The sequence below is a fragment of the Candidatus Symbiopectobacterium sp. NZEC127 genome (assembly GCF_025962675.1).
Lineage (GTDB): Bacteria > Pseudomonadota > Gammaproteobacteria > Enterobacterales > Enterobacteriaceae > Symbiopectobacterium.
The window spans coordinates 232911-258927 of record NZ_JAGFPG010000005.1 but is presented as its reverse complement, the minus strand read 5'-3'; the positions used below and the strand labels follow the sequence as shown (position 1 = coordinate 258927).

24 protein-coding genes are annotated in these 26017 nt (G+C 50.7%); 17 read left to right on the top strand and 7 right to left on the bottom strand.

The window, feature by feature from the left end:
- The first annotated feature begins 263 nt into the window (after positions 1-263).
- Together glmU and glmS are read left to right on the top strand one after the other, a co-directional pair.
- On the top strand, positions 264-1637 hold the full coding sequence (gene glmU / locus J5069_RS18725; protein WP_264645286.1) for a bifunctional UDP-N-acetylglucosamine diphosphorylase/glucosamine-1-phosphate N-acetyltransferase GlmU: 1374 nt from the start codon (positions 264-266) through the stop codon (positions 1635-1637).
- Positions 1638-1834: 197 nt separating this feature from the next.
- On the top strand, positions 1835-3667 hold the full coding sequence (glmS, locus tag J5069_RS18720) for a glutamine--fructose-6-phosphate transaminase (isomerizing) (RefSeq protein WP_264645285.1): 1833 nt from the start codon (positions 1835-1837) through the stop codon (positions 3665-3667).
- Between the two features lie 81 nt (positions 3668-3748).
- On the opposite strand, the gene J5069_RS18715 is transcribed toward glmS, so the two are convergent.
- Both J5069_RS18715 and J5069_RS18710 read right to left on the bottom strand, forming a co-directional pair.
- Positions 3749-5584: a S8 family serine peptidase gene (locus J5069_RS18715; RefSeq protein ID WP_264645284.1), complete on the bottom strand. Its 1836-nt coding sequence runs from the start codon at positions 5582-5584 to the stop codon at positions 3749-3751.
- A 483-nt stretch (positions 5585-6067) separates the two neighbouring features.
- The gene (locus tag J5069_RS18710) at positions 6068-6679 is read right to left on the bottom strand and encodes a LysE family translocator (protein ID WP_264645283.1); all 612 of its coding nucleotides are present in this window, start codon (positions 6677-6679) and stop codon (positions 6068-6070) included.
- A 66-nt stretch (positions 6680-6745) separates the two neighbouring features.
- Between J5069_RS18710 and J5069_RS18705 the strand changes: the two genes are divergently transcribed.
- From J5069_RS18705 to phoU, 6 genes are all read left to right on the top strand, one after another.
- A complete protein-coding gene (locus J5069_RS18705) occupies positions 6746-7675 on the top strand; it encodes a LysR family transcriptional regulator (protein WP_264645282.1) in 930 nt (309 codons plus the stop codon).
- A gap of 194 nt (positions 7676-7869) precedes the next feature.
- Entirely contained in the window at positions 7870-8913 is a 1044-nt protein-coding gene (gene pstS / locus J5069_RS18700) for a phosphate ABC transporter substrate-binding protein PstS (protein WP_264645281.1), read from the top strand.
- Positions 8914-9055: 142 nt separating this feature from the next.
- Positions 9056-10015: a phosphate ABC transporter permease PstC gene (gene pstC / locus J5069_RS18695; protein WP_264645280.1), complete on the top strand. Its 960-nt coding sequence runs from the start codon at positions 9056-9058 to the stop codon at positions 10013-10015.
- Positions 10015-10902: a phosphate ABC transporter permease PstA gene (gene pstA / locus J5069_RS18690; protein WP_264645279.1), complete on the top strand. Its 888-nt coding sequence runs from the start codon at positions 10015-10017 to the stop codon at positions 10900-10902. The genes pstC and pstA overlap by 1 nt, the downstream gene beginning before the upstream one ends.
- Positions 10903-10953: 51 nt before the next feature.
- Positions 10954-11730 carry a phosphate ABC transporter ATP-binding protein PstB gene (gene pstB / locus J5069_RS18685; protein WP_264645278.1) on the top strand — a complete coding sequence of 259 codons (777 nt, stop codon included), beginning with the start codon at positions 10954-10956 and terminating at the stop codon, positions 11728-11730.
- Between the two features lie 14 nt (positions 11731-11744).
- Positions 11745-12479, top strand: a complete 735-nt coding sequence (gene phoU, locus J5069_RS18680; RefSeq protein WP_195313242.1) for a phosphate signaling complex protein PhoU — start codon at positions 11745-11747, stop codon at positions 12477-12479.
- A gap of 50 nt (positions 12480-12529) precedes the next feature.
- On the opposite strand, the gene J5069_RS18675 is transcribed toward phoU, so the two are convergent.
- Entirely contained in the window at positions 12530-13732 is a 1203-nt protein-coding gene (locus J5069_RS18675) for an aspartyl protease family protein (protein ID WP_264645277.1), read from the bottom strand.
- A 279-nt stretch (positions 13733-14011) separates the two neighbouring features.
- Between J5069_RS18675 and J5069_RS18670 the strand changes: the two genes are divergently transcribed.
- From J5069_RS18670 to J5069_RS18655, 4 genes are all read left to right on the top strand, one after another.
- Entirely contained in the window at positions 14012-14209 is a 198-nt protein-coding gene (locus J5069_RS18670; RefSeq protein WP_264645276.1) for a hypothetical protein, read from the top strand.
- 193 nt (positions 14210-14402) lie between these two features.
- The gene (locus tag J5069_RS18665; RefSeq protein WP_413542257.1) at positions 14403-15242 is read left to right on the top strand and encodes an ABC transporter substrate-binding protein; all 840 of its coding nucleotides are present in this window, start codon (positions 14403-14405) and stop codon (positions 15240-15242) included.
- Positions 15243-15358: 116 nt separating this feature from the next.
- Entirely contained in the window at positions 15359-16111 is a 753-nt protein-coding gene (locus tag J5069_RS18660) for an amino acid ABC transporter permease (RefSeq protein WP_264645275.1), read from the top strand.
- Position 16112: 1 nt separating this feature from the next.
- Entirely contained in the window at positions 16113-16850 is a 738-nt protein-coding gene (locus tag J5069_RS18655; RefSeq protein ID WP_264645274.1) for an amino acid ABC transporter permease, read from the top strand.
- A gap of 15 nt (positions 16851-16865) precedes the next feature.
- Here the strand turns inward: J5069_RS18655 and yieH are convergent, their stop codons facing one another.
- Positions 16866-17531 (bottom strand): 6-phosphogluconate phosphatase, encoded by a 666-nt coding sequence (gene yieH / locus J5069_RS18650; protein ID WP_264645273.1) that lies wholly within the window; start codon positions 17529-17531, stop codon positions 16866-16868.
- Between the two features lie 320 nt (positions 17532-17851).
- On the opposite strand from yieH, the gene J5069_RS18645 reads away from it, so the two are divergent.
- A complete protein-coding gene (locus J5069_RS18645) occupies positions 17852-19189 on the top strand; it encodes an NCS2 family permease (RefSeq protein ID WP_264645272.1) in 1338 nt (445 codons plus the stop codon).
- 51 nt (positions 19190-19240) lie between these two features.
- Here J5069_RS18645 and J5069_RS18640 read toward each other — a convergent pair whose 3' ends face one another.
- The 3 genes from J5069_RS18640 to aegA form a co-directional block, all read right to left on the bottom strand.
- Positions 19241-19969, bottom strand: coding sequence for a 4'-phosphopantetheinyl transferase family protein (locus tag J5069_RS18640; protein WP_264645271.1), 729 nt, complete (start codon positions 19967-19969; stop codon positions 19241-19243).
- 155 nt (positions 19970-20124) lie between these two features.
- Positions 20125-20643, bottom strand: a complete 519-nt coding sequence (locus J5069_RS18635; RefSeq protein WP_264645270.1) for a 4Fe-4S binding protein — start codon at positions 20641-20643, stop codon at positions 20125-20127.
- On the bottom strand, positions 20640-22670 hold the full coding sequence (gene aegA, locus J5069_RS18630; protein WP_264645269.1) for a formate-dependent uric acid utilization protein AegA: 2031 nt from the start codon (positions 22668-22670) through the stop codon (positions 20640-20642). The genes J5069_RS18635 and aegA overlap by 4 nt, the downstream gene beginning before the upstream one ends.
- A 643-nt stretch (positions 22671-23313) precedes the next feature.
- On the opposite strand from aegA, the gene J5069_RS18625 reads away from it, so the two are divergent.
- The 4 genes from J5069_RS18625 to J5069_RS18610 all read left to right on the top strand — a co-directional run bounded on the left by J5069_RS18625 (position 23314) and on the right by J5069_RS18610 (position 25932).
- Entirely contained in the window at positions 23314-23985 is a 672-nt protein-coding gene (locus J5069_RS18625) for a CsgG/HfaB family protein (protein WP_264645268.1), read from the top strand.
- Positions 23986-24005: 20 nt separating this feature from the next.
- Positions 24006-24365, top strand: a complete 360-nt coding sequence (locus J5069_RS18620; protein ID WP_264645267.1) for a DUF4810 domain-containing protein — start codon at positions 24006-24008, stop codon at positions 24363-24365.
- The gene (locus tag J5069_RS18615; protein WP_264645266.1) at positions 24362-25018 is read left to right on the top strand and encodes a DUF799 domain-containing protein; all 657 of its coding nucleotides are present in this window, start codon (positions 24362-24364) and stop codon (positions 25016-25018) included. The genes J5069_RS18620 and J5069_RS18615 overlap by 4 nt, the downstream gene beginning before the upstream one ends.
- Positions 25019-25209: 191 nt before the next feature.
- A complete protein-coding gene (locus tag J5069_RS18610; RefSeq protein ID WP_264645265.1) occupies positions 25210-25932 on the top strand; it encodes a hypothetical protein in 723 nt (240 codons plus the stop codon).
- Positions 25933-26017 lie beyond the last annotated feature (85 nt).

Genomic DNA, 26017 nt, shown 5'->3' with positions numbered 1-26017 from the left:
GTGTTTGTCACAAATGGAAACATATAAAACAAAAGTCTGTTTTTCCTGAAACTTGAATTCACTATCGATTAGCCATTTTTCGGAAAAAATGAATAAAAGAAACCGCCTGCACGGGGTAGACTTGGGAACATGCTTTTTTTCCTTATCAGGCGCTGCGTGACGGTATTTTTCGTTGAAAAATATGTAGTATTCCGCGGCGAGAACGGGTTTACTTTCACTCAATTGAATCCGTGGGTTATCAATTCGTTTCATCAGGGTGGTGCATGTCTAACAGTGTCATGAGCGTGGTTATCCTTGCCGCTGGCAAAGGAACACGTATGTATTCCGATCTTCCAAAAGTACTTCATCCGCTCGCTGGCAAGCCGATGGTTCAGCATGTGATTGATGCGGCTATGGAAACCGGTGCCAAACAGGTGCATTTGGTCTACGGACACGGTGGCGATTTACTGAAAGACAGGTTAACCAACCCCGATTTGAATTGGGTACTGCAAGCGGAGCAGCTCGGCACCGGGCATGCCATGCAGCAAGCAGCGCCGTTTTTTGCTGATGATGAAGATATTCTGATGCTGTACGGTGATGTTCCTTTGATATCACCTGCCACGCTGGCGCGCTTGCTGGCGCATAAGCCACAGGGCGGCATTGCGCTTCTGACGGTGAAACTGGACGATCCTACCGGTTATGGCCGCATAGTGCGCGATGAGAAGGGATCTGTGGTCGGAATTGTCGAGCACAAAGACGCGACGGAACAGCAGCGTCAAATTAACGAAATCAACACCGGTATTCTGGCGGCAAACGGTCAGGATCTGAAGCGTTGGCTGAGTCAGTTAAACAATAACAACGCGCAAGGCGAGTATTACATCACCGACATTATCGCCATGGCGGCATCCGAAGGTCGTCGTGTTGAAGCCGTGCATCCCGATAACCTGAGCGAAGTGGAGGGGGTTAACAACCGCCTGCAACTGGCGACGCTGGAGCGCGTCTATCAGCGGGAACAGGCCAATAAGCTGCTATTGGCGGGCGTGATGTTATTTGATCCCGCGCGTTTTGATCTGCGTGGCACCTTAACCCACGGACGTGATGTTAGTATTGACGCTAATGTGATCATTGAAGGCCAGGTTTCTTTAGGGAACCGGGTTGAGATTGGTGCGGGCTGTGTTATCAAAGACAGCGTGATTGGCGACGACTGTATCCTCAGTCCGTACACCGTGTTAGAAAATGCGGTCCTGGACGCTGACTGTACGGTAGGGCCGTTCGCGCGCTTGCGACCGGGGGCCGAGCTGGCACAGGGCGCACATGTCGGCAATTTTGTTGAGCTGAAAAAGGCGCGCCTGGGCAAAGGTTCAAAAGCGGGCCATTTAACCTATCTTGGCGATGCAGAAATCGGCGATGATGTGAACATTGGTGCAGGCACCATCACCTGTAACTATGACGGTGCCAACAAGCACAAAACCGTGATTGGCGATCGGGTGTTTGTCGGTTCTGACAGTCAACTGGTGGCCCCTGTGACCGTAGCCAGTGGCGTTACCATTGGCGCTGGCACCACGGTAACCCGTGATGTGGAAGAGAATGCGCTGGTGATAAGCCGGGTAAAACAGCGCCACATTTCCGGGTGGGCGCGGCCCGTTAAGAAAAAATAGTCCGTTAAGAAAAAATAAGTGATATCGCCTCCCGGTTCGTGGAGGCGGTTTTGCGCAGTGTTTTAGGCTAAAGCACTGCGCAAAACATAATAATCCCCCACTCTCTACAAGGCTCGGGGACGCCGGAAAAACCGGCACGATCAGGTCAAAGACGTCGAAAGTGACACAATATGTCACGCGTATAGGAATACACATCCATGTGTGGAATTGTAGGCGCAGTTGCGCAACGCGATATTTCTGAAATTCTGTTAGAAGGGCTTCGCCGCCTTGAGTACCGTGGTTATGACTCTGCGGGGCTGGCGGTAGTTGACGCTGAGGGGCACGTTGCCCGCGTGCGTCGTCTGGGTAAGGTACAGATGCTGGCGCAAGCGGTGGAAGAACATCCGCTGGCGGGCGGTACCGGCATTGCCCATACCCGTTGGGCAACGCACGGTGAGCCGTCAGAAGAGAATGCGCACCCGCACGTCTCTGGCCCCATTATCATCGTTCACAACGGCATTATCGAAAACCACGAACCGCTGCGTGAAACGCTGATCGGACGCGGCTATCGCTTTGTTTCTGAAACCGATACTGAAGTGGTTGCACACCTGGTGCACTGGGAACAGCAACAGACCGGCGGCGCGCTGGTGGACGTGGTAAAACGCGTGATCCCTCAACTGCGTGGTGCTTACGGCATGGTGGTGATGGACAGCCGCGATCCGAGCGTTCTGGTGGCGGCCCGTTCCGGGAGTCCGCTGGTGATTGGCCGTGGTGTCGGTGAAAACTTCCTTGCCTCTGACCAACTGGCTCTGCTGCCGGTGACTCGCCGCTTTATGTTCCTGGAAGAAGGGGACGTGGCTGAAGTGACGCGCCGTACCGTGCGTGTATTTAGTCGCGCGGGCGAACTGGTTGAGCGCGAAGAGATTGAATCCAAAGTCAATTACGACGCGGGTGACAAAGGCGCTTACCGCCATTACATGCAGAAAGAGATTTACGAACAGCCGCTGGCGATCAAAAACACCCTGGAAGGGCGTTTTAGCCACGGTGAAGTGAATCTGTCTGAACTGGGCCCGAAGGCGGATGAACTGCTGGCTAAGGTGCAGCATATTCAGATTATTGCCTGCGGCACGTCCTACAACTCAGGCATGGTATCGCGTTACTGGTTTGAAGCATTGGCAGGTGTACCTTGTGATGTGGAAATCGCCTCTGAATTCCGCTATCGCAAACCGGCGGTGCGTGCCAATAGCCTGATGATCACCCTCTCCCAGTCCGGTGAAACGGCGGATACGCTGGCAGCGCTGCGCTTGTCCAAAGAGCTGGGCTATCTGGGATCGCTGGCGATTTGTAACGTGGCGGGATCTTCGCTGGTCCGTGAGTCCGATTTGGCGCTGATGACCAAAGCCGGTACGGAAATCGGCGTGGCATCTACCAAGGCGTTTACCACCCAGTTAACGGTGCTGCTGATGCTGGTGGCGCGTATTGGCCGTCTGCGCGGTATGGATGCCCAGATTGAGCACGATATCGTCCACGGCCTGCAAGCGCTGCCTGCGCGTATTGAGCAGATGCTGTCGCAGGACAAGCTGATTGAGTCTCTGGCGGAAGGTTTCTCTGATAAGCACCATGCGTTGTTCCTGGGGCGCGGCGATCAGTACCCTATCGCAATGGAAGGGGCGCTGAAGCTTAAAGAGATCTCCTACATCCATGCAGAAGCCTATGCGGCGGGTGAGTTGAAGCACGGCCCGTTGGCGCTGATTGATGCAGATATGCCTGTGGTAGTGGTTGCGCCCAACAATGAGCTGTTGGAAAAACTGAAATCCAACATCGAAGAAGTGCGCGCGCGCGGCGGTGAACTGTATGTGTTTGCCGACGAAGAAGCGGGCTTTACCAGCAGCGAAAACATGCGCATTATTCCGCTGCCGCATGTGGAAGAAGTGATTGCCCCAATCTTCTACACCGTGCCGTTGCAGTTGCTTTCCTACCACGTGGCGCTGATCAAAGGCACCGACGTTGACCAACCGCGTAACCTGGCGAAATCGGTGACGGTAGAGTAACTGCTAATCTGAGTGACTCGTTAATACAAAAACCGGGCAGTCAGTGCCCGGTTTTTATTTTACCTAATCAGAAATGTGCTCCTATATCCTTCTCCAAAGCGTGGGAGCCCGCGGTGGTGTCCAGGCCGGTGAGTCTGCTCGATGCCGTTGTATGCATTGATAATTAAGTCCTTGATAGGACACCCGTTGCCCCACTTCATACTGCGCACCCAATTGCCATGCAGGATACCCCGGCGGCGGGGGAGGTGGTGGCGGAGGTGGTGTTGTTCCGCCTAACAAAATATCAACTTCTCTGAGCGCTTCATTCACATTGGGTCTAACACCGATACCCTGCCCTTGTGCCTGTCGTGAACCACTGCGTTCGATAACTTGCAGCATGTCTCGAGAACTTAATACCACACGATAGGTCGCTCTCGCGTAGGACTGAATAAGCGCCATGGCTCCAGTTAATAGCGGTGTTGCGCTGGACGTGCCACTGTAGGTTCCGGTATAAGCGCGTAAGGGAACTGGTGGTGGATTTTGTAAACCACCGTACCCGGTTGTTGTTACGTTCTCACCCCAGGAGTTAGCACTGAGATACAAATTAAAATTCGAGAAAGGTAGTCTTTGACCGTTGCTAGAACTACAGGCACCAGCCATGATGCCCCCACTGTCACCTAAATCATTGAATTGACTTAATTGTCTAAGGTTGTGTCCTCCATTCCCTCCAGCAAAGACGACTACAGCACCAGAACGTACTAGTGTATTAATTCGGTTCCAAAATGCGACACTATGTACCATAGGGACCAGAATTCCCTGGGCAACTCCTATCTGATTATTTACTGCTACAATATCGCCAGGACGAAAGTTAGCTATGATAAGATCGAGATTTGATACATCGGTATCATAAAAATTAGCTGTGCAATTGAAAGCTATTCCAGTGACACCAAAGTTGTTATTATTAGCGCGAATAGCCCCCATTGTTGCTGTACCGTGCTCACGATCTCCGGTTCGGTTAGTAAATACTCTTATGCTACCGACTAAATCTTCATGTTGATTTTCTACACCGAAGTCAGAAACATGAACCCCAATCGTTTGTCCAGAAACGTTGCGCGCCCATGCAGCGCGTACGTTCATTCCTTGTCCTGGGTCAAGATAACCCTGCCGAGAGGTGAAGTTTGGAGTATTGGAAAAAGGTTGCGGTTGGTCTCCCTCATGTTGAGCATGCGCTATATCATCAATCGTTTCTGTATTTAACGGTGTGGATGATGATGCGCAGTTCGGTTCTTCATAATTATCCAATGGAGGCGGATATACGAGTTTGCTTAACAATGCGCAATACTCCACATAGTCGAGTCTCTCAATTTCCTGAGCTAATGCCAGTAATTGTGCTTCGGGAATGTTGGGATCAACTTTATAGAGGTAAGCACACTGTGTTAATACTGGCGATATTTTTGATATTTTACTTATTGTTTTTCGTGTAAATCTCGGCTCAAAAACCAGTTGGCTTCTCAAACTATAATAAAGTGGAACGCGATCTTCCTTTTCATTTTTTAGTTTATCAAGCCCATTCTTATAAAATTTAACTTCCAGGTAATTATCTACCCCTTGAACCAGTGCCAGGTAGCCCTTCAAGCTTTTAAAGTGCTGCGGTGGCGGTGGCGGCAATAGAGGGACAGGGGGGATAACGATATCACCAGAATGTAACTCCTGAACAGGTCTATCTGCTGAATACACTTTGGCTGATAGCGTGAATGTACCAGGATCTGGTATATCAAAGCTAAGCAGTTCATCACCACGTCCTTTTTTTTCCTGAATTAAAATTCCTTCTTGATACAGTGAATATACTATTTTTTTATCTTCTACATGACCTTCGCAGAAAACGTATATCTTTCCGCTTGGTCTGTAGTCACGATAGTGGTTAAGTGTAATTGTCATGTTTGACTCTCTTAGGTTTATACAGAGGTTATTTATTTAAAATAATGAACCAAGAAAACAAATATCCATGGGTGATGGTTGTTTTACCGGTTGGTGTGGGGAGGTCCACATTGTAAATCTAATGCGGTTTCATGTTAATACAAATTAATTTAATCATACTTTGATAACTATTAGTTTGTTATTGGTTTTTTGATGTTGTTCTTATAGATAAAACAAATTAATGACTGCTTTGATTTTATAGTGGTATTTTTAAATTGCTCTCTGTTTTTATGGCTAATGATTTGTGTGCTACGAAGTTTTTTTAAGATTTAACGTACAGCTATAAAGGTATTTAACACCATGCTATTTATTTGTGATTTATTGATATTTCACTGTTGTTTCTTTAATTTAGTGATATTTAACGCCGTTCTATTGTTTTTTGGCCTGGACTTCAATAAAAAAGACCAGACCGTTGTCTGAATTGAGCAGATAACTCTCGCTATCTTACCTGCGCGCCAAAGCCAACAACACCCCCAACCCCACCAACACACCCCCAAAGGTTCTGTCAATCCAATGACGCACGTCGAGCAGTCGTTCGCGTATTGCGCCCGAAGAGAAGAACAGGGCGACCAGACAAAACCATGAGATGTGCGCTACCGAGATAAAAATGCCGTAACCGATTTGTACCGCCAACGGTGTCTGCGGGCTGACCACCTGCATAAACAGGCTGACGATGAATATCGTTGTTTTCGGGTTTAGTACATTGGTGAGAAAGCCGGTGCGTAGCGCTACCCCATCGGAAACGGAGGCGATGCCGGTATCGGACTGGGTGCGGGTGGGTTTGGTGCGCAACATTTTCACCCCGAGCCAGATAAGGTATGCCGCGCCAATCAGTTTGATAATATTGAACAACCACAGTGATTGCTGAATGATCAACCCGATGCCTATCAGGGTATAGCTCATATGCACCAGAATACCGCCACCGATCCCGACAGCCGTTAAGATTCCCGCCCGGCGCGACAGCATCAGACTATTGCGTGTCACCATGGCAAAATCAGGCCCTGGGCTGATAACGGCAAACAGTGTTATTGTGAATACTGCGAGATACTCGATCATAGATAACCTTTTGAACATCAAATTAGATATCAATATGCTATGCAAACCCCATAGGGATAACTAACGATGATTTCTGACAGCAATGGTGAGTTAGACTCACCATTAGATATAAATCAAACCCGCCTCCCCTCACTGATAGCGTTGCGCTGTTTTGAAGCCGCAGCCCGGTTTGAGAACTTCACGCGCGCAGCCGAGGCGTTACACCTTACGCACGGCGCGATCAGTCGTGCGGTGCGTATGCTGGAGGATGATTTAGGGGTTGCGCTGTTTGAAAGACGCAGTCGCCGGGTTTTTCTGACGCAAGCAGGCCGCACGCTAGCGCAGGCGGTTCATGAAGGGCTGACGGTCATGCAGCGTGCCACCAGTGAATTGCGCGCCAGCGCGCGCCAGCAACGGCGCTGGGTGGTGTCATGTGAACCCACATTGCTGATGCGTTGGCTTATCCCCCGTTGGCCCGCGTTTCAGGCAAAACATCCGGATCGGGATATTCATTTGGTTGCTGGCGGAGGCGCATTTTCATTTAATGCTGGCATTGATTTGGCGATTCGGCGCGATGATTTCCCGTTACCTGACGGCTACCATGCAGAACACCTGTTCAGTGAGAACGTTGGGCCGGTTTGCCGGCCTGATAACGTGGTTGACTGGTTTTCTCCCGGTGAAAACGGGTTGTCATTGCGAACCACCGCGCCACGGTTACACAGCCGCACGCGCTTACGCGCCTGGCAAACGTGGAGTTCGGTAACCCAACACCCACTTAATGACAGTAATGGGCAAACGTTTGAACACTTTTATTTCAGTTTACAGGCTGCCGTTGCCGGATTAGGGGTTGCCATTGGGCCCTGGCAATTGGTCAGAGATGATATTGCCAGTGGCGTTCTGGCGGCACCGCTGGGATTTGTCGAAGAGGGTTCCTGTTACTGTTTATTGTCACCCTCTCCTTTATTTCCTGATACTTTTCAGGCAGATTTGTTGGCCTGGTTGCGTGCAATGGCCTGACTTGGCGCCGCGCCGATTCAGATAACATGCCGCGTGCAGTGCAATTCACCTTGAACATTTTTTATATGTCATAAAACTGTCACATTCAATACATTTTACTGTCATGTAATTGTCCTATTTTTCCTCCTGCGAACTACACTCTGATCAATAAAGAATCTGGGTCGACACCTTTAAAAAATCCCACAGGAGGGATTATGAAACTGATGCGTACCACGATTGCCGGTCTCGTTATGGCAACCTTCTCTCTGACGGCGGTCAACGCCTCAGCTGCCGTAAACCTTACCGGTGCAGGTGCTACGTTCCCAGCGCCGGTCTACGCCAAATGGGCAGACTCTTACCAGAAAGAAACGGGTAATAAAGTTAACTACCAAGGTATTGGTTCTTCTGGCGGCGTTAAGCAGATTCAAGCAAAAACCGTTGATTTTGGTGCATCTGATGCGCCGCTGGCTGATGATAAGCTGGCTGAAGATGGCCTGTTCCAGTTCCCTACCGTGATCGGTGGGATCGTTCTGGCCGTTAACGTCCCGGGCATTAAATCTGGCGATCTGACGCTGGATGGCAAGACGCTGGGCGATATCTACCTGGGTAAAATCAAGAAATGGAATGACCCGGCTATTACTAAACTGAACCCGAATGCCAAGCTGCCGGATCAGGATATTGCCGTTGTTCGTCGTGCTGACGGTTCTGGTACGTCTTTCGTGTTCACCGGCTACCTGGCGAAAGTAAACCCGGAATGGAAAGAAAAAGTGGGTTCCGGTTCTACGGTTAACTGGCCGACCGGGCTGGGCGGTAAAGGTAACGACGGTATTGCCGCGTTCGTTCAGCGTCTGCCGGGTTCTATCGGTTACGTAGAATACGCTTACGCCAAGCAAAATAACCTGGCTTACACCAAGCTGATTTCTGCCGACGGTAAAGTGGTTCAGCCTACCGGGCAAACGTTCAGTAACGCTGCCAAGGGCATCGACTGGAGCAAGTCTTTCGCTCAGGACCTGACCAACCAGCACGGTGCTGACGCATGGCCGATCACCTCCACCACCTTTATTCTGGTTCACCAGAAACAAGAAAAACCAGAGCAAGGCGCTGAAGTGCTGAAGTTCTTTGACTGGGCGTTCAAGAAAGGCGGTGAGCAAGCCGTCGCGCTGGATTACGCAACCCTGCCAAACGAAGTGGTTGAGCAGATCCGCGCATCGTGGAAAACCAGCGTAAAAGACAGCAGCGGTAACGCGCTGTTCAAATAAGCGTTGACGCTATGCAAGCCCTTGTGCGGTTAACAAGGCACTGACATAAGTTATGGCGGATGGGCGGGAAGCCCCTCCGCCTTTGCCTGTCAAATGAAACATACCCGAATTGATTGGGTATAACACTGAAGAAGAGAGCCCTATGGCTGAGTATAAGCCAACCATGAAAGCCCCCGGAAAGCTGGGCGACGTCATCTTTAGCGCGATGGTAAGAGCCTCCGCGCTGCTGACGCTGCTGCTGCTGGGCGGCATCATCGTATCCCTGATCGTGGCATCCTGGCCGAGCATTGAGAAGTTTGGTCTGGCATTCTTGTGGACCAAAGAGTGGGATGCGCCTGCCGGGCAGTTTGGTGCGTTGGTACCGATTTACGGCACCGTCGTGACCTCACTGATTGCCCTGATTATTGCTATCCCTATCAGCTTCGGTATCGCCCTGTTCCTGACCGAGCTGGCACCGAACTGGTTAAAACGTCCGCTGGGCGTTGCCATCGAATTATTGGCCGCCATTCCGAGTATCGTTTACGGCATGTGGGGTCTGTTTATCTTCGCACCGTTGTTTGCCAAATACTTCCAGCAACCGGTAGGGAATATCCTGTCCGGCATTCCTTTTTTGGGAACGTTGTTCTCTGGCCCGGCGTTTGGTATCGGTATTCTGGCCGCGGGTGTGATTCTGGCCATTATGATCATCCCTTACATTGCCGCCGTAATGCGTGACGTGTTTGAGCAAACACCAGTAATGATGAAAGAGTCTGCTTACGGTATTGGTTGCACGACGTGGGAAGTGATTTGGCGCATCGTACTGCCCTTCACTAAAAATGGGGTGATTGGCGGCGTCATGCTCGGGTTAGGACGTGCTCTGGGCGAAACCATGGCCGTGACCTTTATTATCGGTAATACCTACCAGTTGGACAGTATCTCTCTCTTTATGCCCGGCAACAGTATTACCTCCGCGTTAGCGAACGAATTTGCCGAAGCGGAATCTGGCCTGCACACGGCGGCATTGATGCAGCTCGGCCTGATCCTGTTTGTGATTACCTTTATCGTGCTGGCGCTGTCTAAGTTGATGATTATGCGTTTGGCAAAAAATGAGGGGGCACGCTAATGGCGGCGTTAGGAATGGAACAAGAAGCCACGCTGGCGCGTACCCGACAGAAGATGCAGGCCTGGCGTCGCCAGAAGAACCGCATTGCGCTATGCCTTTCTATGACCACCATGGCGTTTGGCCTGTTCTGGCTGGTATGGATCCTGTTCTCCACCGTGGTGAGAGGGATCGACGGCATGTCGCTGGCGCTGTTTACCGAAATGACGCCACCTCCCAATACGGCGGGCGGTGGGCTTGCCAACGCCATTGTCGGCAGCGGATTGCTGATTTTCTGGGCCACCGTATTGGGTACACCGCTCGGCATTATGGCGGGCATCTACCTGGCGGAATATGGCCGTAAATCTTTTATCTCTGAAGTGATTCGTTTTATTAACGATATCTTATTGTCAGCACCTTCCATTGTGGTTGGCCTGTTTGTCTACTCGATTGTCGTGACCAAGATGCAGCACTTCTCGGGGTGGGTGGGGGTGATTGCGTTGGCGCTGTTGCAGGTGCCAATCGTGATTCGTACCACGGAGAACATGCTGAAACTGGTCCCCGACAGCCTGCGTGAAGCGGCCTATGCGTTGGGAACGCCGAAGTGGAAAATGATTTCGGCCATCACGCTGAAAGCCTCTGTTTCCGGCATTATCACCGGCGTGCTGCTGGCCATTGCCCGCATCGCCGGGGAGACCGCACCGCTGCTGTTTACGTCGCTGTCCAACCAGTTCTGGAACACCGACATGATGCACCCGATCGCCAACTTGCCGGTCACCATCTTCAAATTCGCGATGAGTCCGTTTGTGGAGTGGCAACAGTTGGCCTGGGCGGGGGTGCTGCTGATTACGCTGTGCGTGCTGTTGCTGAACATTGTGGCGCGTATCCTGTTCGCGAAGAAGAAACATTAATGGATTCAACGGCGTGTCGGACGATGCGCCAGTTAAAAGAGAGAAGTCTTAATGAGTATGGCTACCGAGACATCCAACTATAAAATCCAGGTGCGCAATCTGAATTTCTATTACGGAAAATTCCATGCGCTGAAAGATATTACGCTGGATATTGCCACCAATCAGGTGACCGCGTTTATCGGCCCGTCTGGCTGCGGCAAATCCACACTGTTGCGTACGCTGAACAAAATGTATCAGCTGTATCCGGAGCAGCGTGCGGAAGGGGATATTTTGCTGGATGGCAACAATATTCTCACCGACAGGCAGGATGTGGCGCTGCTGCGCGCCAAAGTGGGCATGGTGTTCCAGAAGCCAACCCCGTTCCCGATGTCGATTTATGACAATATTGCCTTTGGTGTACGCTTGTTCGAAAAGCTTTCCCGTGCCGATATGGATGAGCGCGTGCAGTGGGCATTGACCAAAGCCGCACTGTGGCAGGAAACCAAAGATAAGCTGCACCAGAGCGGATACAGTCTCTCGGGTGGTCAGCAACAGCGCTTGTGCATTGCGCGCGGTATCGCTATCCGTCCCGATGTGTTGCTGCTTGATGAACCCTGTTCGGCGCTGGACCCTATCTCTACGGGCCGCATCGAAGAGCTGATTTCCGAGCTGAAGAAAGATTATACCGTGGTGATCGTCACCCACAACATGCAACAGGCGGCACGCTGTTCGGATCATACGGCATTTATGTACCTGGGCGAACTGATCGAATTTAGCGATACAGATACCCTGTTTACCGCGCCCAAACAGAAACAGACCGAAGACTACATTACCGGTCGCTATGGTTGATTACAGGAAGCATCATGGACAATCTGAATCTGAACAAACACATTTCCGGGCAGTTCAACGCTGAGCTTGAGCACATTCGCACCCAGGTGATGACCATGGGCGGTTTGGTCGAGCAGCAACTGACGGATGCCATTACGGCAATGCACAACCGTGACGCGGAATTGGCCCAGCGCGTGATTGAAGGTGATGCCAAGGTGAACTTGATGGAGGTGACCATCGATGAAGCCTGCGTGCGTATCATCGCCAAGCGTCAGCCAACGGCGAGTGATTTGCGTCTGGTGATGGCAATCATCAAGACCATTTCTGAGCTGGAGCGCATTGGTGACGTCGCGGATAAAATCTGTCGCACTGCGTTGGAGAAATATTCACACCAGCATCAGCCTTTGCTGGTTAGCCTGGAATCGTTGGGTCGCCACACGGTAGAAATGCTGCATGATGTACTGGACGCCTTTGCGCGCATGGATCTGGATGAAGCTATCCGTATCTACCGTGAAGATAAAAAGGTCGATAAAGAGTATGAAGGCATTGTGCGCCAGCTGATGACGCACATGATGGAAGACTCACGCACCATTCCGAGCGTATTGACCGCGCTGTTTTGCGCCCGTTCCATCGAACGCATCGGCGACCGTTGCCAGAATATCTGCGAGTTTATTTTCTACTTCGTTAAAGGGCAGGATTTCCGTCATATTGGCGGTGACGCGCTGGAAAAACTGCTGGAAAAAGAGAAAAACGGACCTGCGCCTCAGTGATTTTTGCTGGCTACTACGCCCCGTTAGGGGCGTAGTGTTAAACACGTTGTTTAGAGCATAATATCCATCACCTGATTTTCTCGCTGAATGGTCAGTGCCAATGTCCCTTTTGGCTCCTGAGTTAACAATTTTCTCACCGTTTTTATCTTTTCTGGTGAGTATCGGGTGTTGTTGATGGTTAATATCCTATCGCCATTCTTTAATCCATATTTTTGTATTTCTTCGTTATTGTTGTAAAACACCTCGATGTTTCCATCCATGTAACGTATCGCAATGGAGCGTTCATGGGGAATGCTGTTTTTTTCAATAGAGTCAGCGTCATAGCAAAACATCATGCGTGAAGGGATAAACGTATAGCGTTTAAACCGAGACAAGAAATCCATCCCGACATGAAATTTCCCTTCCTGATTATCGGAAAACTCCATCTTATTTAATGGCAACCCATTAAAGATAAAGTCCTGTAAGATATATTGGGTGCTTTTTACTAAGCCACCCGCTTCGGCCATCGGTTCATTGCTAGACAATAATTCAAGTGATAGCTTGTTCTCTTTGACATAATTGATGAATTCATTGGAAACGAAGCTATGATCGGCACCGGTATCCATGCGAAAGGCCACATCATTATTTTTATATTTAAACCAGAGTTGTGGCATCCGGTTGTAACTGTCATCATAGCCGGTGCACGCCTGATAATCCGATGCGGAGGGGAGCGTGTCGGAAATAATAACCTTTTTTTTGTCATTATCGACTTTCCAATTAAACCGCCTAAACGTATCAATACCGATGATGCCGTCTATCTTTGTTCCCATCGATTGCGTCACCAGCGACAAATCGAGTGAAACCCATATGTCGCTGTCATTGATCTCTTTTGTGCCTACAGTAAAGGCGGTCGGTTTCAACAGGGTGAATTGATGGCCCTCCAACCGTCCAGAAACCGTCGTGACGTTTGAAAATTCCTGGCGATAATTCTGTGGGATTTCTGATGAAAGTAAGGGGCGTGTTATCGAATTCGCTATTTTTTCATCAATAACGGTTACGCTGGAGCCAGTATCAACGAGAAAATTTAATTTCTTGTTGTTTATCATGACTGGGATGACAATGTCATCTTCTATATTCGTTTCAAGAACGGTCCCGGTTTTTTTAGTATTTTGTGTTTCAAGCTGGTCTTTTTCCAGATAATCGCATCCTGTCACGCTTGATATACAAAGTAATATTGATGCTATTTTGGTTGTTTTTTCGTGGCTTAGAGGCATTTTCATTCCTTTATAGTTGCTGTATTTTCTGGAAATTCTATTGTTGTTAATTTAAACGAAATATAAACAATGTTTTGGTTTGCGAGAATTGGACATATTTTTAAGTATAATGCGCAGCCTTGGTTGGGAGGCGTGCGATATGGCAAGGGAATGCTTTTTAATGTTGAAATCATTACCGCTTATCAGCAATTTTTAAGCAAGCACTCCTCTTAAAAAAAGTAATATTTACTCTACGTCGATCGCCTTGAATCGCTTGTTCAAAAGAAAGAGAATCGTGTAATGCAATTGAAGTATTTGGTTTTTGTCCTTTTCTTATCCTCTGCGATAGCAGGCACCGGGCCGGGAAATTTTCATGAAGAGAAAGACAGTGCAAACGTTAATGACTACGGTGACGACGCTATCGACAGAGGCGAGAACCTCAGCGGTATCGAGAACGACTATTTTATTACCACCGTCGGTGTGCAATACAGGTTCTAAACCCGCTGGCCGGACGAATCGTCCGGCTTCTCCCTCCGCCACCCAAGTTTTATCTTTCCTAAAACGCCTTCCCTGAGTCTGAAACTCGGCTATGTGACATAAGATTATAATATTATCCATTTTTATTATTTCCTGATTGCCGCGCGGACTGTTAGCTTGCTGACTAACAAAACGTATAAGGGTGATAAGGGAAATGGTGAAAAAACAAGTTGTTGCATTAACGTTACTGGCGGGTTTGATTTCTGTTTCCGGTGTCGCTCAGGCGGACAAGCTGGATGATATCCAGAAAGCGGGCGTAGTAAAAATTGCGGTGTTTGACAGCAACCCGCCGTTTGGTTTTGTCGATCCGCAAACCAAAAAGCTGGTGGGCTATGATGTGGATATCGCGGAAGCCATCGGCAAAGCGCTGGGTGTGAAAGTCGAACTGCGCGCCACCAACCCGGCTAACCGTATTCCGTTACTGACCTCGCAGAAAGTCGATTTGATCGCCGCCAATTTCACCATTACCGATGAGCGCGCCAAGCAGGTGAATTTCAGTATTCCCTACTTCGCCACTGGGCAGAAATTTATCGCGCGTAAAGGCGTACTGAAAACGCCGGAAGACATTAAAGCGCTGCGGATTGGTGCTGATAAAGGCACTGTGCAAGAGATCACGCTGCGTGAACATTACCCAACGGCAAAAGTCATCTCTTATGACGACACACCGCTTGCTTTCGCTGCCTTGCGTAATGGTAACGTCCAGGCCATCACTCAGGATGATGCCAAGCTGGTTGGCTTACTGGCTAACGTGCCAGATGCACAAAAAGCGGAGTTTGAAATCTCTCCGTTTAGCATCACCAAGGAATACCAAGGAGTGGGCGTACCTAAAGGCGAAGATCGCCTGACTCAGAAGGTGGATGAAACGCTGCTGCAACTGGAAAAAACCGGTGAAGCGAAACAGACCTACGATCGTTGGTTTGGGCCGACCACAAAATCTGCTCAACCGCGTGGTGATTTCACCTTTGCGCCGTTGGATAAACAACCGAAAGCCTGATGCTCTTATCCGCCCTCACGTGCTAACGTGATCAGGTGACACCTCATTCTGCCCTCTGTTGAACAGAGGGCATTGTCGTTTCTGCAACAAAGCGTTTTTACTACCGCAAACAGGGTATGACATTGACTGAAAGCGTTGCTTCTTTTTTGGAAAACTGGCTGCTGGCACCTCGTTATCTGTCATGGTTGTGGCACGGTTTTTTGCTGACACTGTGGCTTTCACTGTGTGTGGTTGTGCTATCAACGTTGCTGGGAATGGTGCTTGCCGCGGCAAGAGATAGCCAACGTAACCTCTTGCGCTGGCCGGTAATCGCTTACAGTGCTTTGTTTCGCAATACGCCGTTGCTGGTACAGTTGTTCTTTTGGTATTTCGGTGCGGCGCAGTTGCTGCCGGGTGCACTGTTGCAATGGCTGAATTCACCCCATGATGTGACCATTGCCGGTCAGGTTTTAAGTTGGCCCTCTTTCGAGTTTCTTGCTGGATTGATTGGCCTGACGCTCTATTCTAGCGCGTTTATTGCCGAAGAGATTCGGGCAGGAATAGGCGGGGTCGCGCGTGGACAAAAACACGCATCGCTGGCATTGGGGCTGACGCCCTGGCAAGCCATGCGTTATGTCGTGCTGCCTCAGGCGCTGAAAATTGCTATGCCACCGCTGCTGGGGCAATACATGAATATCATCAAGAATTCCTCTTTAACGATGGCGATTGGCGTAGCTGAACTCTCTTACGCCTCACGTCAGGTAGAGACCGAAACCTTGCGCACCTTTCAGGCGTTCGGCGTGGCGACGGTGTTGTATATCGCTATCATTGCGCTGATCGAAGGCTGGGGCATGTGGCGGCAGCAACGTCAATTGGCGCGAGGGCACTAACATGGATTTTACGATTATCAGCGATAACCTCAGCTATCTGCTGTGGGGCACTTTTCCTGATGGCCCACTCGGAGGGGCCGCATTGACGCTCGTCATCAGCGCATTGGCCGGTATCGTTTCTGCGGTTTTGGGCACGGTGCTGGGGGTGGCGCTGGCGATGTCGCGTGGCTGGCTGGGCGCGCTGTTGGCGCTGGTGCTGGGTTTTTTCCGCGCCATCCCGGTGATCATGCTGATTTTTTGGACTTACTTCCTGCTGCCTATTGTGTTTGGTGTCGATATTCCTGAAATCACCACCGTGGTGTGCGCTCTGGCGTTTATTGGCGCAGCCTATCTGGCGCATGGCGTCAAGGCGGGGATTGTTGCCATCAGTCAGGGGCAGTGGCAGGCTGGGCTGTCGTTGGGTTTTAGCCGCTGGCGCGTACTCTGGTTTATCGTGTTGCCCCAGGCGCTACGCATGATGGTGCCATCGTTTATCAACCAGTGGATTTCCTTAATCAAGGATACCTCGCTGGCCTATATCGTGGGCGTGGGGGAATTGACGTTTCTGGCCACCCAGGTTAACAACCGCAGTATGGTTTACCCCACCGAAGTGTTCCTGTTTGTGGCGCTGGTTTACTTTATTATCTGTCTGGCGTTGGAGCTGTTGGCACATCGCGTCAGCCAGCGCTATGCGGTGCATGCACGGGTTGACGCGCCAAAACGTCGGTTTTGGTGGCGCTGGCGGCCGCGCCCAGCCTAGCGCGGCCTAACGCCGTCAGGCGGTGATGTTCCAGCCTTTTTCGCGCCACAGCTGCGGTAAGTCACGCACGTTGTGGAAGGTGGTCACCAGCGGGTGATCGATGGGCGGATTGTGCGGGTCGGCGCAGTAGTAGTACACCGGAATGCCTGCGGCGATACCCGCTTCCACGCCTGAAAACGAATCTTCCACGAGCAGACAGTTTGCCAGATTGACCTGCATCTGCTGAGCGGCGTGATAAATAACGGCGGGATCGGGCTTCCATTTTTTCAAATCGTAACCGCTATACAGACGATCGGCGAAGTGCTCTCGCAGACCGGTTAACCCGAGCGAGTGGTGCATTTTGCTGACCGGGCCGTTCGACACCACGCCCATTGGCACAGTAATCGCGGCAAGCAGTTCTGGAATACCGTCAATAGGTTGCAGCGATTCTTCAAACAGCCGGGCGATCTCTGCACGGAAGTGTTTTTCCAGCGTTTCAGGCACCACTGTCAGGCCATGTTGTGCACTCACTCTGTCGATAATGTCGTAGAGCTTGACGCCTTTGTAGGTCTTGATGACCTCTTCCAGCGACAACTGTAAGCCATACGGAATAAAAATGTTCACATAGGCCTGGCAACAAATCACTTCGCTGTCGACCAGCGTGCCATCACAATCGAAAAAAACACAGTCAATCGAAGACATGGGGTTCCTTATTGGTAACGCGTGTGGTTCGCCCACTACTTTACCCCACTGCGCCAGTATTTTGGCCTTACCGGGCATAAACACGATAAAACCCTGTTTTTCACTTGGGATTCATTTTTTGTTCTGAAGGCGGATCGTTATGGCTGGTTCGCTGTTTTTCTCGCGTGTTTGCGGAAAAAAGAGGACCCGATACCGTGGCGAGGATCGGTCGCGATAACGTTTGCTTATAGCGAGAAAAAAAACCGGCTAACGGCGTTAATCTCTGCACATTTTGTTATAGGATACCCACCGACCATAATTCCTTATCTGGAACGTTGATAATGAAAACATCACAACCTGAGCTTGCGGGAGAGCAAGGCTTATTGGAGCGCGTATTCAAACTGCGCCAACATGGCACTACGGCGCGTACGGAAACGATTGCTGGGTTCACGACCTTTCTTACCATGGTATACATCGTTTTCGTAAACCCGCAGATTCTGGGTGTCGCGGGCATGGATACCCAAGCGGTGTTTGTGACCACCTGTCTGATTGCTGCGTTTGGTAGTATTTTGATGGGGCTGGTGGCTAACCTGCCGGTTGCATTGGCGCCCGCCATGGGGCTGAATGCCTTTTTCGCGTTCGTCGTCGTCGGTGCCATGGGGATTTCCTGGCAGATCGCGATGGGCGCCATCTTCTGGGGCGCGGTCGGCTTTCTGATACTGACCATTTTCCAGATTCGCTACTGGATGATTGCTAACATCCCGATCAGTTTGCGTTTAGGCATTGCCAGCGGTATCGGTTTGTTTATCGGTATGATGGGCCTGAAAAACGCTGGCATCATTGTTGCCAACCCGGAAACGCTGGTGACCATCGGCAACCTGACGTCTCACAGCGTTCTGCTGGGCGCGCTGGGGTTCTTTATCATTGCGGTGCTGGCCTCACGTAACATTCACGCCGCTGTGCTGATCTCTATCGTGGTGACCACGGTCATTGGCCTGTTGCTGGGTGACGTGAAATTTTCTGGCGTGTTTTCCATGCCGCCGAGCGTCACGTCCGTTGTCGGTCAGGTGGATCTGTCGGGGTCACTGAATTTGGCGCTTTCTGGCGTGATCTTCTCCTTTATGCTGGTAAACCTGTTTGATTCCTCCGGCACCCTGATTGGTGTGACGGATAAAGCCGGGTTAGTCGATGCACGCGGTAAATTCCCTCGGATGAAGCAGGCGCTTTACGTTGATAGCATCAGCTCGGTGGCCGGTTCGTTGATTGGCACCTCCTCCGTCACCGCGTATATCGAAAGCTCTTCCGGTGTCTCGGTTGGCGGGCGCACCGGACTGACAGCGGTTGTGGTCGGTATTCTGTTCCTGCTGGTGATTTTCCTCTCACCGTTGGCCAGCATGGTGCCCGCTTATGCGGCGGCAGGTGCGCTGATTTATGTTGGGGTGTTGATGACCTCGAGCCTGGCGCGCGTGAAATGGGACGATCTTACCGAAGCGGTGCCTGCGTTCATTACTGCGGTGATGATGCCGTTCAGCTTCTCCATCACCGAAGGGATTGCCCTGGGCTTTATCTCCTATGTGGTGATGAAGGCGGCAACCGGGCGCTGGCGTGAAATCAGCCCTTGTGTGGTGGTGGTTGCGGCGCTGTTCCTGCTGAAGTTTATCTTTATCGACGCGCATTAATCACCCGCGCCGTCAGTGAAAAAAAGCCCCGCTAGCGGGGCTTTTTTTATGTCAAACCGAAGGGACCTTCTCTGCAACGTGGCTGATAAGCTTGATGTAACTGCGCGATTGCCGTTGCTGCTGGATTATCTCACCGGTTTTATCCATCACGCCGTTACCCTGATAACGCCAGGTCATTAAATGGTTTATGGTCGGAATTCGCGCACAGGCCCAAGCCAGATAGCCATCGATATCACTGATGGCTTCCAGTGAGGGGAAGTAGGTTGAGCGTAATCGACCGGAGGCGGGGTGCAGCCGCAGGTTATCGCCATGGCTGAACTCAGGATCCGATAACTTGGTGATGGCTTGTCGAAGGGTGCAGAGCTGCGTGGCGGCTTCTAGCGGATCGCTTTGGGCATTGATCCAGGCGGTTTCTGCTGGCGTCTGCGTAGGGATCGACGTGACATGGGCGGGGCGCAAATGAACAATCTCGATATCAATCCCCACTTTCCCCTCTTCGCTCAGCAATATCGCCAGCGTATTGCCCGCATAGGCCACACTGAAATCGGGAAGATGGGGGTCGATAAAATGAGGACGCTCATCAGGCGAAAGCGTTATTGCGGGTAATACCGGGTAGCCGAAAAAATAGAACATCATCTCGGCCAGCAGTGCTCGACTTTTTAAGTAACGTTCGCGCCGCCTGGCAGGGAGCTCCTGCGCAGCGGCGATCAGTGCATCGGGCAAGCGTTGTAGATCGGGTAATGCCTCCGTGCCGGTCCACCTGACAAAATGGCAGGTCATGCTTCACTCCGTGATAGTCACCAAGGGATGAGTGTTCTCCGATTCACCCCGATAAAATACAAATTATATGCATATTAACAGACTATTATATGAACAAAAGTAAAAATACCCATAAGTTTGGGCTATTGACCCTCAACGGTATCATCGTTTCTGTCTTACAACAGGCGAATATCCGCGTTATCACGCGCCGCCTGTTGTTGCTTTTTGAAACTCCGCTGTTGCAGCTCACTGTTGTTCACCAGGGTCAGTGCGGATGTCGGACACACCCGCACGCACGAGGGGGAAGCGGCAACATCGACGCAGAGATCGCACTTGTGCACCTCGCTTTTTGCCGCCATGCCTTGTTGTGAGGTCAGCACCACGTCAATCGCACCAAAAGGACAAGCAATAACGCAACTTTTACAGCCAATGCAACGGGATTGAATGACCTGAATGCTGTCGTGGTGGCGCACCAGCGCATCATGAGGGCACACGCTGGCGCAGGGGGCGTTTTCGCACTGGCGGCACAATACCGGCACGCTCACCTGTGCGCCTTTGATCACCTTCAGGCGCGGGAAGAAACGCGCTTTGTCGATGGTGGCATCGGCGCCGCCCGCATGGGCGACGGCACAGGCGATTTCACAGGTGCGGCAGCCAATACATTTACTGGCATCGGCAATCACAAAAGCGTTCATTGAAGCGTTTCCTCGCGCGACGAGTTGAACTGAGAAGCCAGCGAGACCGCCGGTAAGGAAGCGATGGTGCTTTGTAACCCCATCTGGTCGAGCATGCTGATGGCGGCTTTGCGCCCATCGGCAATTGCGGTAACCACTAAATCCGCGCCGCGTACGGCATCGCCACCGGCAAAAATGCGTGGATGGTTGGTCTGACACGGACGTCGGCCATTGCCGCGCGCCGGCGCGTTGATGTGACCCCAATCATCCAGCCTCACCTTGGCCTCTTCGAGCCACGGCATGCTGTGCGGCTGGAAGCCAAACGCCGTGATGACGGCCTCGGCGGGTTGGACAAATTCGGAACCGGGGATCACGCGGGGCCGACGGCGGCCGCTGGCATCGGCCTCGCCCATCTCCGTTCTGACCAGGCTGATGCCGCAGACGTTGCCTTGCTCATCCAGACAAATCTTTTGCGGCTGAACGTTAAACATAAATTCCGCGCCCTCTTCGCGTGAGTTCTTCACCTCTTTTTTCGAGCCCGGCATGTTGGATTCATCGCGGCGATAGGCGCACGTTACTGATTCCGCTCCCTGACGCAGTGAGGTTCGCAGGCAGTCCATGGCCGTGTCACCACCGCCGAGCACCACCACACGCTTTCCTTCCATCGAAATATAGGGCTCTTCTTCCAGATCGGGCAGGCCCATAACCCGTTTGGTGTTGGCAATCAGGAACGGCAAGGCATCGTAAACGCCGGGCGCATCTTCATTTTCCAGACCCGCTTTCATCGAACGGTAGGTGCCGACGCCGAGGAACAGGGTTTCGTATTCCTCCATGATGTGCGACAGCGCGATATCTTTCCCGACTTCGGTATTGAGTTGGAAGTGAATGCCCATTTCGCTAAACAGGTGGCGGCGATGGGTCAGCACTTTTTTGTCCAACTTGAAGGGAGGAATACCGAAGGTGAGCAGGCCGCCAATCTCTGGATGGCGATCGAACACGGTAACCTCAACGCCATTGCGTGCCAGCACGTCCGCACAGGCTAAACCGGCGGGCCCGGCACCGATGATCGCTGCGCGTTTGCCGGTCGGCGTAACGCCGCTCATATCCGGCTTCCATCCCATCGCCATGGCGCTGTCCGTGATGTAACGCTCGATATTGCCGACGGTAACCGCGCCGAATTCTTTACCCAGCGTACAGGCACCTTCGCACAAACGATCCTGCGGGCATACGCGACCGCAGATCTCCGGCAGGCTGCTGGTTTGGTGTGAAAGCTCTACCGCTTCCAGAATGCGGCCCTGCTTCGCCAGGCTGATCCAGTGCGGAATACTGTTGTGCAGTGGGCAGGTCCATTCACAAATGGAATGATTGCCGCAGGAGAGGCAGCGGCTCGCCTGATCTTGCGTCTGCTCGGCGGAGAAACCGTGATAAATTTCGTCAAACGTGGTTTTGCGCAGCTCAATGGGCTTTTTCTTCGCCTCTACGCGCGGCCAGTTTTGGCGCTGTTTGAGTGGATTGGCGCTTTTGGTCGGCATGATCGGCGTGGCGCGCTGCCAGGTGGTGGCAGAACGCTGTGCCATCGCCTGTTGCTTGGCTTTTCGCTTCGCCTCCAGCGTCTGTTCGCTCACCAGCGTGAGCGCTTGCGTCGGGCAGGCCGCCACGCACGCCTGACCTTCTGGGCGGCCGATACACAGGTCGCATTTATGCGCGAGCGAGGCCGGGCTGGTGGGTTCTGCAACCATCGACATCGCGCCAAACGGGCAGGCAAGCACACAGGTTTTACAACCGATGCATTTATCTTTTAACAGTTGGATGCTGTTGTCTTTACGCACCAGCGCCTGCGTAGGGCATACGCTGGCACAGGGGGCATCTTCACAGTGGCGGCAGGTTACCGCAGAGCGCAGCTCCGGCGTATTGAAGGCCTTGATGCGGGGTAAAAACGCGTCCGCACTTGCAGGATACTGGTTGTCGTTGTGTGAAATGACACAGGCGATTTCACAGGCTTTACAGCCCATGCAATCTTGAGCGTTAGCAATAACAAAGCGATTCATAACCTCTCCCTGACACATCTAGCCGATAAAAAAGAACCCAGAGTGGTGACGACAAACGTCCCGCAGCCTGTTTGCCGCGTACATTTCCCGCGCCGGATGAGGAAAGATCATCGGCGAGGCGTTACTCTCTGATTGTTAACGTTCGATTTTTTGTCTGGTCACCCAGAAAGCGGTTTGGAAGGGGTTGGCACGGGTCTCGTACTTGCAGGAGAAAACACAAGAAAAAATACAACTTCCCCCCATTTACTGTCTTTCATCCTACTGGCTCCCTCTGTCTGTAATCTTGATGTAGGACATGTAAATAGAGGGTTAATGAGGGAGAAGCATTGTAGGGAATAAAAACAAAATACTGTGTTGTCTCAGTGAGTTACGTTGCTGTGTTTTACGTAGAGCAACATCGATTTTTCAGCATAATGTGCCAGTAAATGACGGAATTATAAACGATAACCTTGGTGTTGTTGTGGTTTTGGCGTTTTTTGTTATTAAAATTAAGAAAAACAGCTAGTGACAGGTCTTTACATTCATCATATTGTAATAGGGCGAATTAATTACATTTAACATAATGAATTTACTCGTGATTTATGTAATTCCCACGGAAATAGTCGGTAAAGATCACAAAAGAATATTGATAAGGGATTGGTCTATGAACAAAAAAATCATTCTGGGTTCTCTATTGGTATCCGCGGCATTGTTAAGTGGATGTGCAACAGAGTCTTCACGCAGCGTTGAGACCCCTAAAGTTACCTCCTACCAAACGGCATATCAGGGCGTTCGTAGCCCGATATCTGTCGGAAAATTTGAAAACCGCTCGAACTACATGAACGGCATTTTCTCTGATGGCGTTGACCGTCTGGGAAATCAATCAAAAACCATTCTGGTGAGCCACCTTCAGCAGACCGGTCGCTTCAATGTGTTGGATCGTACCAACATGGAAGAGATCAAGGCAGAAGCAGGTATCAAAGGCCAGCAGCAAAAACTCAAAGGCGCGAGCTATGTCATCACGGGTGATGTAACCGAATTCGGGCGCAAGGAAGTGGGCGATCACCAACTGTGGGGCATTCTCGGTCGCGGAAAAACGCAGGTTGCCTACGCCAAAACCACGTTGAACGTGGTTAATGTGCAAACGTCGGAAGTGGTTTACTCGGTACAAGGTGCGGGTGAATACACGCTCTCTAACCGTGAAATTATCGGCTTTGGCGGCACGGCAAGCTACGACTCCACCCTGAATGGCAAAGTGTTAGATCTTGCTATTCGTGAAGCGGTGAACAACCTGGTATCCGGTATTGAGAGCGGCGCATGGCGCCCGAGCAACTAACAGCATAGGGATTGCTACGTATGTCTTATGGAAAAAAAGGCGTACTGCTGCTGGCGGCAGCGGTACTGGCAGGTTGTGCCACAGAACCCAAAACGATTTATAGCTGGGATAATTATCAACCGACGCTGTATCAATATTATCAACAGGATAAAACCAGCCCTGAAGAACAGATCACCGCGCTGAATCTGGCGCTTGAAAAAGCCAAAGCGAAAAATAAACCGGTTCCGCCCGGCTTACACGCTCAGCTTGGCTTACTCTACGCCAATACCGGGCGGGGCACGGAAGCCCGTCAACAGTTTGAAACGGAAAAAGCGCAATTTCCAGAGTCTGCGCCGTACATGGATTTTCTGTTGAGCAAAAATAAAGGAGCGGCCAAATGAACCGTTTGTTGGGATTTCTTGGGCTGGCATGCGCTTTGGTCCTGACCGGCTGTGCCAAGCCGACACCGTATGATTACACCGCGTTTAAGCAAAGTCGGCCGAAATCCATTCTGGTACTGCCACCGCTCAACCATTCCCCGGATATCAAAGCGAGTCCCAGCATGTTGACGCAGGTGACCTACCCGTTGGCGGAAGCAGGGTATTATGTGTTGCCGGTAGCGGTAGTGGATGAAACCTTCAAGCAAAACGGCATGACCACGGCGCAGGATATTCACGCGGTGAGCATCGATAAGCTGCGCCAGATTTTCGGGGCTGATGCTGCGCTCTATTTGGATGTTAAAGATTACGGCTCCAAGTACATGGTGCTCAGCAGCGAAACGCGTGTCACGGCGGAAGCCAAGCTGGTGGATTTGAAAACCGGCAAACAGATTTGGAACGGTGTTGCCACGGCGTCCAGCAGCGAGCAGCAGTCCAACTCTAATGGCATCCTTGGCGCCTTAGTGCAGGCGGCAATAGAACAGATTGCCAGTACGGTGTCTGACAAAGGGCACGACATTGCCGGTATCACCAGCGTGCGCCTGCTCTCTGCGGGCACGCCGCGCGGTGTGCTGTATGGCCCGCGTTCGTTGCAATACGGCAAAGATGGCCTGTAAGTGATATTCCGTACGATTGATAATGCCTGAAGGCATTATCACGAAAAGTGGAGCGCAGCAGGTTGCGCTCCACTTTACTTATCCATTCATTATCAAAATATCCCCTTTCACATAAAGCCGATTGTTAGTAGTTTTTTCGATAAAAAAACACAAAATAGAAAAAACTTCAGAATCTTATTTAAAGGTGTGAAATGGCTGTTAATCTGCTGGGCGAACAACGATTAAGTACTAAAAATTATGCAAATTTAATCAAGCATAATGAAAAGGATAAAGCGACCCATTTAAACGTGTGGGACAAATTTTGTGATTTGTTCAGAAAGTGCAAAAAAAGCGATGTTGTTAATACCTTTTATAATCTTATTCATGGTGATGGCCGCAATCATGATAATAGCGGGAAAAATGCGTTTTATCATTTTGAACAGTTAAGGCATATGGCGGATCCTGATGACAGACATTTGTTTACCACGCGTGTTGCTGAAATCAATGGCGATGAGAATAAATATATATTTTTAATCGATAATGTGGAAATAACCACTGTGTCGGTTAAGAGTTGGGATGCGCTTTATAGACTGGAGCATAATTCACAGCCTTTAATCGATAATTATGAAAAAATTGTCTATGATTATGTTAAAGAAAATAAAAGCAGGTTTTTAGATGAATATAAACAGACTAAAATTGCTGATAATTACGGCTCTGATGAGTTAATGGATTACAGTTGCTTTTTTTTGAATAACCACAGTGAAGTGAAAAAAACGCTGTTAGAACGAGGCATTATCAATATCGATGTCATGGATGAAATTAAATATGATATGGATAAAACGATTCCTGTTGAAGATAATCGACGGGGATATGCCCTTACAACCATCGCTGGATCATTGAGAACGGAATATCATTTGGATGGAGATGCGATGTAACCGAGGCATGCACAATGCCCTTTTCCTGATGCTGAGGAAAATAACATCACACTGCAACCAGGCTGTGAATGAATACGTCCACAGC